Genomic DNA, 11,979 nt, shown 5'->3' on the forward strand with positions numbered 1-11,979 from the left:
GCTCTCGGCTCTCGGCTCTCGGCTCTCGGCTCTCGGCTTCTCTTACTTGCTGCTCAAAGCTTTGCGCTGGGCCTCTTCCAGAGCTGCTCTGGGTGTCACATTCCCTTTGGTGGCTTTTTCGATGGCCTCTTCAAGGTAAGTGCGCCAGAGGCTGTAAGCCGGCACTTTGGGACGGGTCACAGATTCATCCAGCTGGTTGTAGGCGGTTTTGCGGTAAGGGTTTTCGCCGTAGAAGTCCTTGAGCAAGGGCAGCACACTTTTGCGTGGGGTCAGGTAGTAGCTGAATTCAATCCATTTTTTCAGCACTTGGGGTTCCATCAGGTATTTCCAGAACTCAAAAGCCCCTTCTTGTTCTTTGCGTGAAGCCCCTTTCAGGACCACCAGCTGTCCTCCTCCCAGAGGGACAGCGCATTTTTTGTCGCATGGCATGGGTGCCACACCCAGTTTGAAGGCCACGCTGTAAGGCAGGATGTCTGGATAGTTGGCACTGGAGGCCACCACCATGAAGTTCTTGGTGCGCACAAAATCCAGAATCGCCACCTGTGTTTCCCCGAGGTTTCTGGGGGTGGCGGTTTTGTTTTTGACCATTCTGGAAAGCTGTTCCAGAGCGTCAACCACTTCAGGGCTGGTGAAGTTGGGCTTGCCATCGCTGGTGACCACGTTGCCCCCTCTGGAGAGGACCATCTGCTCAAACTGCCAGCTTTCGGCCATGACCATGAAGCCCCGGGAGGCCCGGTTGGTGAGCTTTTTGGAGACCTCTTCCAGCTCATCCCAGGTTTTTGGGGGTTTGAGGTTTCTGGATTCCAGAGCGGTGGCATTGTAATACAGCACTGGAGTGGAGACGTTCCAGGGCAGACCCACCCGTTTGCCGTTCACATCACCGTAATTCCAGACGCTGCTGTAAAAGTCCTTGATGAACTTGTCGTCGAGGGTTTTTTCAAAGCTGCTGAGGTCGGCCAGAGAGCCATCTGCAGCCAGTTTTGAGAAGAAGCTGATCTCCGCCTGAAAGATCACAGGGGCATTGTCCGAACGCATCGCGGCAATCAGTTTGGTTTCGGCGGTGCGGTAATCTCCAGCCACCTCGGGGATGATCTGGAATTCATTCTGGGATTTGTTGAATTCTGCCGCCAGATCTTCCACTTGTTTTTTGCTGGCTTCCATGGAGTGCCAGAACTTGATTTTGAGGGGTGCAGCCAGAGCACTGCTGCCCAGCATGCACAGAACCAGAAAAACGGCTTTCTTCACTTGAGACCTCCTTGGAAGGTTTTCACCACATAGCGTTCAAACAGGCTGTACAGCAGGATGATGGGCAGTGAGGTGACCAGTGCGGCTGCACCCAGCACCCCCCAGTTGTTGCTGGTGGCCCGCATCAGTTCGGAAAGGGCCACCTGAATGGTCTGGAATTCCTGCCCCAGCACCACTTTGGGATAAAGCACAAGGTTCCAGTGGCCCGCAAAAGCCAGCACACCTGCTGCAGCAAGCTCGGGGAGGAGCAAGGGCAGCATGGTCTGGAACATGATCCGGCTTTCGCTGGCACCGTCCAGACGTGCCGCTTCAACGTATTCCCATGGGATTTTCAGCATACCCTGATACAGCAAGAAAACCATGAAGGGGCTGGCCATGAAGGGGAAAACCAGGGCCAGAGGAGAATTCAAAAGGTGCAGTTTTTGCAGCAATCCATACAGCGGAACCAGCATCAGCTCGGCTGGAATGGCAAAAAAGAACAAGTAAAGGCCCAATAAGGGTGTGCCTGCCCTCAGGGCATATGCGGCAGGCAGGGAGGTGAGCACTTGCAAGACCACCACCGTGCTGCTGGCCAGCAAACTGAAAAACAGGGGTTTCCAGAGGTTGACCTGCGAAAGCGCCTGAAAGTTCTCGAAGCTCAGGCTGATTTTCAGGGGTTGCCCACTGTAGAAGCCCTCTGCTGAAAGGAAAGCACTGTACACCAGCCAGAAAAACGGAATCATGGTCAGGGCCACCACAATCCAGCTGATCACCCGTCCGATTCTCATGTGGTTCCTTTCAGGCGTCTGGCCTGCCATGCAGCAAAAGCAAAAGTGATGATCAGGACCAGCACACTGATGGCAGCAGCATATCCCAAACGGTAACGCTCAAAAGCCGTTTCGTACAGGTAGTAACCGATCACGCGTGTGCTGCCAAAAGGCCCCCCTCGGGTCAACAGGAAAACAGCGGTGTAAGACTGCAAAGCATACAGGGAACCCACCACCCCGAGAAACACCACACTGGGTTTCAAGAGGGGAATGATGATTTGTCGCTTGATTTCGCTTTCTTTGGCACCATCCACTCTGGCGGCTTCAATGACCTCATGGGGGATGCTTTTCAGGCCCGCAGAAAACACCAGAATTCCGTATCCGAGGTTTTGCCACACCGTGAAAAGGGCAATCAGCAACAGGGCAGCCCACCCTTGGTCGCCCCAAGGCAGGGCCAGAGCACCTTGCGTCAATTCGCTGATGACCCCATAGTCTGGTGAAAACAGCACGTACCACGAAATGGCACTGGCCGCCACTGTGACCAGACCGGGCATGAACATCAGGGCTTTGACCAGCCGCTCAAACTTGGTGCCCTCGATTTCCACGGCCACCAGAATGGACAACCCCATGAACAGGGGCAGGGTGATCAGGGCAAAAATCAGGGTGGTGAGCAAACTCTGGCCGAAATCTGCATCTGTGAACAGGTTCAGGTAATTCTTGAGGCCCACAGGTGTTCCAGCGTCGGTGCCACCCCAGTCAAGGGTGCTGAACTGGATGACCTGCAGCAAGGGATAGCCCACAAAGACGAGCATGGTGAGCACGCTCGGGAGCACCCCCCACCAGCCAGCACGAAGTTTCAGACGACGCTTTTGGACCATGTGGAAATCAGAAACCGAATCTTGCACTGAGGGCAAACGTGTTGTTCTTGACCGAGAGGTCCACAGAGCTCATGTTCTCCATGTCGAAGTAGTACCGGAAGCCTGCATGGTAACCCAACTGAAAACCTCCGGTGCCAAAACCGGGGTAAACCCCAGCATTGACCGTGAACTCCGTGAAATCAAAGGAAATCAGGGGTCCAGCGTGAATGCCCCAGAAGTCTGTGCCTGCATTCACATCGGCGCGCAAGGCCACGGCCATGGGAGGATCGACACTCAGGGAGGGGAACAGCAAAGCTTTGACGGCAAACTCTCCGCCGAATTTCTGGGTGGTGAAGTTGTAGCGTGCTGAACTCTCAAATCCCACATCCACAGGGAAATCCAGAGACACTGGATATTCCACGCCAATTTGTGCAGTGGAGGGGTAGACGTAACCGAATTCAAAGGCTTTTTCAACATATGCGCTTGGACTGGCGGCAGCCAGACCACTGAGGGCCAGCAGTACAGTGAGGGTTTTTTTCATGGTCAACTCCGTTTTCATGCTTACGGCTTGGACGTCACCGTTTGGTCAAGAATATCATGCAGGTTTTTGGCTGGATGAGTTGATGGCCTGCTGAGAAGACGTTCACGGGTTTTGCAGGAGGTAAACCCTCAGGAGATTCCCCACCCCCACCTTTTCCAGCGTGGAATTCCACTGGCCCGTTTGCACATCCAGTCTTTGCCCTTGGAGGTTCAGTTCTTGAGGATCGCCCCAGAGGGTCAGAACCACCTGCCCATTCTGCAGTTTCCATGCCTGATGGTATACCGTGCCTGTGTTTTGCTGTGGGAAATCCATGCTCTGGAGGTGGCCTTGCAACACCCTCAGCAGGTTTTTCAAGGCTGTGAAGGCAGGTTTGGGTTGTCCTTGCAGGTCCAGCAGACCGTAAAATTGATCTCTTCTGGAGGCCCTTTCATCCAGATCGGTCAGGGTGAACAGATAAAGGCGTTCAAAGCCCATCTGTGTGGAAAGCAGCACCCGTTTGAGCAGAAAATCTGCTTGCTGCTCTGGAGTGATGAGGGGTTGTTCTTCGATGGGTCCTGTGTAGGTGGACCAGCCAAACTCGGTGGCCCAGACGGTTTTTCCTGTTCTCTTCAGGGTTTCATTGACGGTGCGCGTTCGGTTCAAAAAGAACTCTGGGTCAGGGCTGTAAGCGGTCAGGCCTTCTGGCGTGAAAGAGTAGGGATGGTAAGCCACCGTCTGTATTCCATCCAGAGCATGGTTGTCCAGCAAGCGTTTGAGCAAGAAAGAACCATCTGGAAGCTCACTCCAGTAAGCCATGCCAGCAGGCAGCACTTCTGTGGGCACGTTTTTCAGGGTTTTCAAACTGGTTTGCAGCAGTTCAGCATAGCTTTGGGCGGTGTTTGCTGGGCTTGTGCTTCTCCATGACGCAGGCAAATTCGGTTCGTTCCAGACCTGCCAGTGGGTCACCTCGGGGTACCGCTGGGCCAGCTTTTTCAGGTAGAGGGCAAAATCCTGTGGATCTCTGGGAGGATGCTGGTCCGGGTAGGGATCTCCTGCCTTTGCACTGCTGGCATGGGCTGCGCTTCCCGTCAGGAACAGGAGGGGTTTTAGACCGTGTGCTCTGGCCTTTTGCATCACGGGATCCAGACACTGTTCCAGAAAAGCGTCGTTGCCTTTTTCGGGCTCCAGAATGTCCCAGTGCAAGTCCATCCTGAAATGCTTCAGGCCCAGAGCCTGCACCTGCTCCATCAGGTCATCCACTCTGGACTCAGCAGAATGCACAGGATTCTGTGGACAGTTTTGAAACCACAGAAACTGGGCATTCACACCCAGAAAATCCTCAAATTGAAAAGGATTGGGTGGGGCACTCTGGGCCTGACCTCCACCCAGAGTCAGGGCACAGAACAGGGTCAGGAATGAAAATTTGAGTTGCATCAGGTCATTGTATGCCGGGTGGTTCAGGCGAAACTGCTCGGATGCCTTTTGAGGAGCAAGTCCCTCCCAGAGTAGTAAAAACTTCCTTACGCGTATTGCCTTAAAACGTAAGCAACTTGGCCTAGACCCTATTGTGTATCGAGAAACAATCCTTTACCCTCAATTCAAGATTCGCAGTCTGCCGTTACAGGAGGGATGTCATGGATAACGTCCAAATACTCACCCAACCCAAATCTGCCCGAGGTCAATAAGACCTTTGCGTGCGCGTTCGTGGCCCTTTCAGGGACCACGCCTGATGCCTCGTAAAGGGAGACTCAGGAGAAAACGCGCCGGACACGATTGCGACAATACCACAGTGTATTCCGCCCCCCGGCCATCGTCGGGGGGCGTTTTTGATTCACAGCAGGAGGGAACATGCTGACCCTGGACCGCAAGGACACCCATGCCATGATCGACACCACACAGACCGCCATCTTCGTGCGCAACCTCAAAATGGGCTTTTCCAAACGGGTCGGGGGAAGCTTGTTCAAGCCCAAAATCGAACGTTTCCCGGCAGTGGATGACATCAGTTTTCAAGTGAACCGGGGCGAGATTTACGGCATTCTGGGACCCAATGGCAGTGGAAAAAGCACCCTGATCCGGGCCATCTCCACCCTGCTGATCCCGGACGCCGGAGAAGTCAAAATTTTCGGACTGGACATCAAAAAAGACGAAGCCAAAATCCGCAAGATGCTGAATCGTGTTTCCGTAGACGCGGCCTTTTACAAGAAACTCAGTCCCAGAGAAAACCTCCTTTACAGTGCAGGCCTGTATGGCCTCCCCCAGAAAGAAGCCGAACAGAAAAGCTTGGAGATTCTCAAACGGCTGGGGCTCCGTGAAAAAGCCTTTTACGAACCTCTGGAAGAAATGTCGAGGGGAATGCAGCAAAAAGTGGCGATTGCCAGAGCGTTTCTGGCCTCTCCCATCGTGGTTCTGCTGGACGAACCGACCACCGGACTCGATCCCAAGAGCAGACGGGATGTGCAGGAATTTGTGCTTGAACTGAGGGATGTGCACGATGCCACCATCATCCTCACCACCCACGACATGCCCGAAGCCGAAAGGCTCTGTGACCGGATCGCCTTCATCCACAATGGCAAATTTGTTGCAGAAGGCACCGCACAGCAACTGGTGGATCAGGTGGGACCGGGAAAAACCCTCGAAGATGCCTTCATCGAACTGACCGGCGACGAACTGAATTCCGATGAGGACGAGCAATGAAAGAAGCAGGCCCACAAGACGCTCCAGACATCGCAAGATTGATGGACCTGAGCAGGAAAGGTTGGACGGGTTACACCGCAGCCAGACCCCAAGAAATCGAACACAGCCTGAAAACCGGTGAATTGAAGGTGTACCTCAAGGAAGACTCTGGCTTGCTGGAAGTCTACCACCGCGAAAATGCCCAGCAGATCATTTGCATGTACCCTTACCGTCACCCTCAGGCCCCAGAGCACATGGAGGACGACTTGATCGCTTTTGCAAAACAACTTTCTGTGGCACGGCACATTCCTCTGGAAATCAGTGTGCCTCACACCCGTGAGCGTGAAATTGAAAAATTGATTGCCCAGGGGTACGTGCACTCCCGCACTTTTTACCGCATGTTCCTGAAAGGAACGGCACTGTCCAGCATGCAAAAACCAGAGCTGCCTGCTGGATGGGAATTCCGCACCATCACCGCACAGGAATTTCTGCCCCTTCACAATGACGCTTTCAGAACCCATTATGGTTTCTCTCCGATGACCCTGAAAACCGTGGAAAGCTGGTACAGCGAACCCGATTTTCGTGCCGAAGACTGGCAAGCGCTCTTTGTCCATGGCAAACCCGTGTCCTACTTCTCGATTGGCAAGCAGGAAGATGGCGGTCATGTGTACCTGCTGGGAACCGTTCGTGAAGCGCAAGGCCAGGGATATGGCCGCATCGCTTTGCGTCAGGCCTGCGCCCTCCTGAAAGACCGGGGCGTGGACCGCATCCAACTGGGTGTGGACACTGGCAATGAAAACGCTCTGGAATTCTACAAACGCATTGGTTTCGAGGTGGCTTACGCCAACCTCCGTTACCGCTACGAACCCAAAACCCTGACCCTGTAATCGGGCGCGGCATGCCGCGCCCTTCACTTTGGAGGCACCATGCACAACACCCTCAAACCTGCCACCGGCATCCTCAAAGAACTCCGTGCGGCCTGGGCCTTTGTGTTCCGGGATTGGAACCTGACCCGACGTTACGCCTCATGGGTGCTGGTTTTCACCGTCTACGATGTGGTGAACGCAGCCACCATCATGATGATCGGCATTGCTGCCAACAACCCACGCCTGACCCTCACCCTCATTCTGGGCGCGGTGATGTGGTCGTTCCTTTCCCGCCTGTTCGGAGAAATTGCCCAGAGCATCGCCTATGAACGCTGGGAAGGCACCATCGAATACACCTTCATGGCTCCGGTGCACCGCCTGACCCACCTTGTGGGGGTGTCGCTCTTTGCAGGTTTTTATGCCCTGATCCGCTGCATCATCGTGTTCGGGGTTTTGATTTTGCTGACCAGTGTGGACGCCAGCTTTGTGAGCCTCCTGCAATGTCTGGTGGTGATGCTGGTGGCCTCGATGGGCTTCATGGGCCTCGGGCTGATCTGCGCAGTCTTTCCCGTCATGAGCACCGAAAACGGCGCACAGGCCACTAACATCGTGCAGGCGCTCTTTCTGCTGATCTCGGGGGTTTACGCTCCGGTCAGTGTGCTTCCTGAATGGCTCCAGTGGATTTCTACCCTCAGTCCAGCCACTTACGCCCTGACTGCTTGCCGTAAGATCCTGGGCATTGACCACACCGGAACGGCCATCCAGCAGGGCATCAACCTGAATGGGGTCCTTCCAGAGCTGGGCATTCTTGTGCTGTTCGGTCTGGTGACCATTCCTCTGGGGCTGTTTGTGTTCAGCAAGGCTGAAACCTGGGCCAAGCGGACCGGGAAGTTGAAGCGGGTGGGGTAAATCCCTCTGCCTGACCCCTGCCCTCGCTACGCTTGGGCTGTCCCCCTTAACGAAGGGGGACAGCTTCGAAGGCCAGTGAAAAGCAGGGGATCTAATGTCTCCACCCCCAGTTCGCCACACTGGCAGCCACCACTTGAGCCCCCATCAGGGTGAAAATGGCTCCACTCCAGCCAAAATGGGTGAACATGTATCCCACCAGCACGGTGCTGAAGGCTCCGCCTCCGTAATAACAAAGGTTGTAAAGTCCAGAAGCCAGCGATCTGGCATACTTGGCGTGTGCAGCCACGTAACTGGTGGCAGCAGCCTGTGCCACGAACACCCCCGAGGATGCGAGCACCAGACCCAGCAGGATGGTGTAGAGGCTCGGGGTCAGGGTCAGGAGCATTCCGATGCTGGAGGTCACCATGGCGAGGGTCAGGGCTTTGCTGTTGCCCAGTCTGGCAATCCACTTTCCAGAGAGGGGGGTGATCACCATCCCGATCAGGTACACGCAGAACAGAAACCCGAGGGTGGCCGGTCCAAGGTGATAGGGGGCAGCAGACAGATGGTAATTCACGTAGGTGAACAGACCCGTCAGGGAAAACAGGGTGAAGAACCCAACGGTGTTGGCGGTCAGCAATTTGGGGTTGCTCAGGTGGCCCTGAATGGACTTGAGGGCCTCACCGACTTTTCTTTGTGGGACGAAATTTCTGGATTGAGGCAGCATCCAGTAACACAGTGCAGCTCCCAGCAGGTTCAGAATCCCCAGCACAAAAAAGGCCGATTGCCAGCCGAAATGCTCGGTGACCACACCGGACACCAACCGTCCCAGAAAGCCTCCCAGCACCGAACCTGAAACGTAGGCTGCCAGCATGTAAGAGATGCGGTCTCTGGGAAATTCTTCGCTGACGTAGGCCATGCTGACCACGGTGATGCCGGGAATGATCAGGCCTTGCAGGAAACGCCAGAGCACCAGTTCCTGCAAGCTGCCTGAGAAACCGGCCATCAGGGTCGGAATGGCCAGCAAAACCAGCGTGGCCACCAGCACCCGTTTGCGCCCCACTGCATCTGCAATCAGACCCATGATGGGAGACATCAAGGCCATGGCAAGGGTGGTGGCCCCGATGGTGGCTCCGGCTGCCACTGCACTGGCATGAAAATCTCTGGAAAGCTCGGGCAGGATGGACTGGGTGCTGTACACGCACATGAACACGGCGGTGCCCAGAAATCCCAGAATGAACCGGGAAGCCAGACGGTTTTCGGTGTTGGAGGTGGGGCGGGTCAGCACGGTCATGGGGAACTCCTGACAACAGGGAAGACGCCTGAAAGGTGGGGTTTCAGGGAAAGGAACTTTGGGATGCAGAAGGCGGAAGGCAGAAAGCAGCGACCCAGCGCGAAACGGGCCGTCCCGTGAGCGCGTAGTAGGGTTCAGACTGAGATTGTTTGCGATGTTCTTGGAGGCGAAAGCCAAAGCTGTAAAGAGCTTTCTGCCTTGGCTTTTGGCGTTCTGCGTGACCCGGCTTGCCGGGTCACTTCTGATGTTCCCCAGTGTAGTCCTGCAGCTTTTTTTATTCCAATACATTTTCGAGTGGACTTTGATTCGTGAAACGTATTAAGCTGGGTCATGGAACTCCGGCACCTGCGTTATTTTGTGGCGGTGGCCGAAGAGCGCCACTTTGGACGTGCTGCAGAGCGACTGTTCATCACCCAACCGCCCTTAAGCCAGCAAATCCGTCACCTTGAGGAAGAACTCGGGGTGAAACTGCTGAAACGCACCACCCAGAAAGTCGAACTGACCGAAGCTGGAAAAGTCTTTCTGGAAGAGGCCCGCATCACGCTGGAACATGCAGACCGGGCGATCAGTGCAGCGCGCCGGGTGGGCCGCAGTGAGGCCAGCAGACTGGAGTTGGCCTTCATTGCTTCGGTGGCCTCCTCGATCCTGACGCCCCTGTTGGTGGCCTTCAAAAGTGCCCACCCCGAGGTGAATGTCAACCTGGCGTTCATGCGCACCGCAGACCAGATTCCGGCATTGAGGGAAGGTCAGATTGATGCTGGCTTTGTGCGCCTGCCTTTTGCAGGTCAGGGACTGGTGCTCGAAGAGGTGGCCAGAGACCGTTTCGTGGCATTGCTGCCACCTGGTCACCCTCTGGCAGCCCATCAAAAAGTCAACTTGCAGGACCTGAAAGATGCCCCTTTCATCACCACCGAACCGCAGGCATCACCCGATTTTCAGACGGTTTTGATGGAGATGTGTTCAAAAGCGGGTTTTGTGCCCAGAATCGTGCAGGAGGCTGGAAACCTGCAAGCGGTGGTCACTCTGGTGGCTGCAGGCATGGGGGTTTCTCTGGTGCCAGAGGGTGTTGCGGAAACTGCGCCTCCAGAGACCTTCACCCGTGAAATTGACATGGAGCCCACGTGGTCCAGCATGGCGATTGCTTACCGCAAGGACAACCGCAGCCAGACCCTTTCGCAGTTTTTGAAGGTGTTGCATGGACAGTTGGGTCAATAGGGTGCTGTGACACCAAGTCAAACGGTCTCTCCTGAAGCGTGGCTATCAGAAGAGACCGTTGAAATGTGTGTGTTTTTGAAGGGTGTTGCTCAGTTCCCGAGCACCCGACGTGCACCCACGTAGGTGTTGCGGTAATAGGATTCGTTGATGTTGCTGACGATCACACCGGTTCTGGGGGTGCTGGCGTGGATGAACTGACCGCTGCCCAGATACACGCCCACATGGGAAATGCCGCGCCCGGTGGTGTTGAAGAACACCAGATCCCCTTCACGGAGGCTGGACTTGGCAACAGGGGTACCGTAACGGAACTGTCCGGCGCTGGAGTGGGGAAGGCTGACGCCCATCTCACGCATCACCTGCATGGTGAAACCTGAGCAATCCACGCCACGTCTGGAGACGCCGCCATACACGTAAGGTGCACCGCGCCAGCTGGCAGCAATCACTTTGACTTTGCTGTTTCCAGCAGGTTTTTGAGCGGTCTGGGTTTTGCTCTGGGTGCTGCCTGTGGAGGCACTTCCAAGTTTGATTTTCTGGCCGATTGAGAGGGTGGAACTGGACAGATTGTTCAGCTTCACCAGAGTTTCGATGGAAACGTTGGTCTTTTTGGAGATGCTCGAGAGGGTATCTCCAGATTTTACGGTGTAAACACCGGCGGCCTGCGCCATGCCAAGACAGAGCAGGAAGAGGGAGATCAGTGTTTTCCTCATCGACTGAATTCTAACATCTGTGATAAATTTCTCCATTCATACATTTATGAGAACGAAATTTGCCCTTGTAGAAGACAGCCTTAAATTCAACATGAGAAACTGAGTCCACGCTGAAACATCGAAAACTCACTCTTATCTCACGAAATGTTCATTAAACATTTGCGTTGACACCCTCAAAATTCCCTTTTTATAATGGGAGTGTCATGACCATCCCAACCCCCGAGCCTGCTCACAGCCTTTGTGACGCGGGATTTTCTTTGCACCATGACGGAAAGGTAGGCAACCAGTGAAAACACTGATGAGCACTGAAGAGATCAGCAGAGGCCTCAAGCACTACCGCCGCATCGCCAAACAGGACGTGCTGCGCGCTCCGGAAACCCCCAACCCAGACGCTTTCCGTGTTCACGCCGAGTCCCGTCGTGAAATTTATGGTGCCCTCAGCGAGTGCGCCGCCACCGGATCCAGCGAGGACGTGATCAACCGCGCTCTGGATTACTACCGTCAACTTCCTTTCGTCACCGGCACCAAAGAAGGGGAATACCCTGACATCAAGGGCAAAGAAAACGCCCTCGAGAACTTCTTTTTGATGATCGGTCTGGACCCCAAAGTCCGCCGTGAAGCCCGCAAGGACCGCAAATCCCTGCAAGATTTTCTGGCTGGAAAATAACAAAAGAAACCGCTTTGGCTGGCAGGAGGGCATTTGGGTGGCCCTCCTGATTTTTTTGGGGTGGGGCTGCGCCTTGCCGAGGGCAGAGGGCCGAGAGCCAAAGGCTAAAGAAGGCTATGGCTCAAGCAGAAGGCACAGATGCCGAGGGCCAAGGTCAGAGGGCAAAAGACAGCTTTGGCTCAAGCCATGAAAGGCGCAGCACGCTGCGCCCCTACAGACGTTTCCCTTGACGATTTTTACTGTGTGTCACACGATGCTCTCGGCTCTCGGCTCTCGGCTCTCGGCTCTCGGCTCTCGGCTC

General features: G+C 55.0%; 12 protein-coding genes. 5 read left to right on the top strand and 7 right to left on the bottom strand.

The window, feature by feature from the left end:
* Positions 1 to 42: 42 nt before the first annotated feature.
* The 5 genes from Q371_RS22430 to Q371_RS22450 form a co-directional block, all read right to left on the bottom strand.
* Positions 43 to 1,245, bottom strand: coding sequence for an ABC transporter substrate-binding protein (locus tag Q371_RS22430; protein WP_034344969.1), 1,203 nt, complete (start codon positions 1,243 to 1,245; stop codon positions 43 to 45).
* On the bottom strand, positions 1,242 to 2,012 hold the full coding sequence (locus Q371_RS22435; RefSeq protein ID WP_034344972.1) for a carbohydrate ABC transporter permease: 771 nt from the start codon (positions 2,010 to 2,012) through the stop codon (positions 1,242 to 1,244). Before Q371_RS22435 ends, Q371_RS22430 begins: the two co-directional genes overlap by 4 nt.
* Positions 2,009 to 2,869 (bottom strand): carbohydrate ABC transporter permease, encoded by an 861-nt coding sequence (locus tag Q371_RS22440; RefSeq protein WP_034344992.1) that lies wholly within the window; start codon positions 2,867 to 2,869, stop codon positions 2,009 to 2,011. The genes Q371_RS22435 and Q371_RS22440 overlap by 4 nt, the downstream gene beginning before the upstream one ends.
* Before the next feature lie 7 nt (positions 2,870 to 2,876).
* Positions 2,877 to 3,389 carry a hypothetical protein gene (locus Q371_RS22445; protein WP_157442886.1) on the bottom strand — a complete coding sequence of 171 codons (513 nt, stop codon included), beginning with the start codon at positions 3,387 to 3,389 and terminating at the stop codon, positions 2,877 to 2,879.
* A gap of 102 nt (positions 3,390 to 3,491) precedes the next feature.
* Positions 3,492 to 4,802 carry a cellulase family glycosylhydrolase gene (locus tag Q371_RS22450; protein ID WP_051965089.1) on the bottom strand — a complete coding sequence of 437 codons (1,311 nt, stop codon included), beginning with the start codon at positions 4,800 to 4,802 and terminating at the stop codon, positions 3,492 to 3,494.
* Positions 4,803 to 5,216: 414 nt separating this feature from the next.
* On the opposite strand from Q371_RS22450, the gene Q371_RS22455 reads away from it, so the two are divergent.
* Genes Q371_RS22455 through Q371_RS22465 form a run of 3 tightly spaced genes read left to right on the top strand, consistent with a single transcriptional unit; the run spans position 5,217 to position 7,816 of the window.
* Entirely contained in the window at positions 5,217 to 6,062 is an 846-nt protein-coding gene (locus Q371_RS22455; protein WP_034344978.1) for an ABC transporter ATP-binding protein, read from the top strand.
* Positions 6,059 to 6,928 carry a GNAT family N-acetyltransferase gene (locus tag Q371_RS22460; protein ID WP_034344981.1) on the top strand — a complete coding sequence of 290 codons (870 nt, stop codon included), beginning with the start codon at positions 6,059 to 6,061 and terminating at the stop codon, positions 6,926 to 6,928. Before Q371_RS22455 ends, Q371_RS22460 begins: the two co-directional genes overlap by 4 nt.
* Before the next feature lie 39 nt (positions 6,929 to 6,967).
* Positions 6,968 to 7,816 (top strand): ABC transporter permease, encoded by an 849-nt coding sequence (locus Q371_RS22465; RefSeq protein WP_034344983.1) that lies wholly within the window; start codon positions 6,968 to 6,970, stop codon positions 7,814 to 7,816.
* A 91-nt stretch (positions 7,817 to 7,907) separates the two neighbouring features.
* Here Q371_RS22465 and Q371_RS22470 read toward each other — a convergent pair whose 3' ends face one another.
* Positions 7,908 to 9,089, bottom strand: coding sequence for an MFS transporter (locus Q371_RS22470; RefSeq protein ID WP_051965090.1), 1,182 nt, complete (start codon positions 9,087 to 9,089; stop codon positions 7,908 to 7,910).
* Between the two features lie 330 nt (positions 9,090 to 9,419).
* Between Q371_RS22470 and Q371_RS22475 the strand changes: the two genes are divergently transcribed.
* Complete coding sequence (locus Q371_RS22475) at positions 9,420 to 10,304, top strand: LysR substrate-binding domain-containing protein (protein WP_034344985.1); 885 nt, start codon at positions 9,420 to 9,422, stop codon at positions 10,302 to 10,304.
* Between the two features lie 89 nt (positions 10,305 to 10,393).
* Here the strand turns inward: Q371_RS22475 and Q371_RS22480 are convergent, their stop codons facing one another.
* Positions 10,394 to 11,011 carry a C40 family peptidase gene (locus tag Q371_RS22480; protein ID WP_034344988.1) on the bottom strand — a complete coding sequence of 206 codons (618 nt, stop codon included), beginning with the start codon at positions 11,009 to 11,011 and terminating at the stop codon, positions 10,394 to 10,396.
* Positions 11,012 to 11,297: 286 nt separating this feature from the next.
* Between Q371_RS22480 and Q371_RS22485 the strand changes: the two genes are divergently transcribed.
* Positions 11,298 to 11,678, top strand: a complete 381-nt coding sequence (locus Q371_RS22485; protein WP_211253885.1) for a hypothetical protein — start codon at positions 11,298 to 11,300, stop codon at positions 11,676 to 11,678.
* The last annotated feature ends 301 nt before the right edge of the window (positions 11,679 to 11,979 follow it).

The organism is Deinococcus misasensis DSM 22328, from assembly GCF_000745915.1.
Lineage (GTDB): Bacteria > Deinococcota > Deinococci > Deinococcales > Deinococcaceae > Deinococcus_C > Deinococcus_C misasensis.

Coding starts and splice junctions, on each gene's coding strand:
- Q371_RS22435 (WP_034344972.1), bottom strand. CDS start 2,012: ATGAGAATCGGACGGGTGATCAGCTGGATTGTGGTGGCCCTGACCATG.
- Q371_RS22440 (WP_034344992.1), bottom strand. CDS start 2,869: ATGGTCCAAAAGCGTCGTCTGAAACTTCGTGCTGGCTGGTGGGGGGTG.
- Q371_RS22445 (WP_157442886.1), bottom strand. CDS start 3,389: ATGAAAAAAACCCTCACTGTACTGCTGGCCCTCAGTGGTCTGGCTGCC.
- Q371_RS22450 (WP_051965089.1), bottom strand. CDS start 4,802: ATGCAACTCAAATTTTCATTCCTGACCCTGTTCTGTGCCCTGACTCTG.
- Q371_RS22455 (WP_034344978.1), top strand. CDS start 5,217: ATGCTGACCCTGGACCGCAAGGACACCCATGCCATGATCGACACCACA.
- Q371_RS22460 (WP_034344981.1), top strand. CDS start 6,059: ATGAAAGAAGCAGGCCCACAAGACGCTCCAGACATCGCAAGATTGATG.
- Q371_RS22465 (WP_034344983.1), top strand. CDS start 6,968: ATGCACAACACCCTCAAACCTGCCACCGGCATCCTCAAAGAACTCCGT.
- Q371_RS22470 (WP_051965090.1), bottom strand. CDS start 9,089: ATGACCGTGCTGACCCGCCCCACCTCCAACACCGAAAACCGTCTGGCT.
- Q371_RS22475 (WP_034344985.1), top strand. CDS start 9,420: ATGGAACTCCGGCACCTGCGTTATTTTGTGGCGGTGGCCGAAGAGCGC.
- Q371_RS22480 (WP_034344988.1), bottom strand. CDS start 11,011: ATGAGGAAAACACTGATCTCCCTCTTCCTGCTCTGTCTTGGCATGGCG.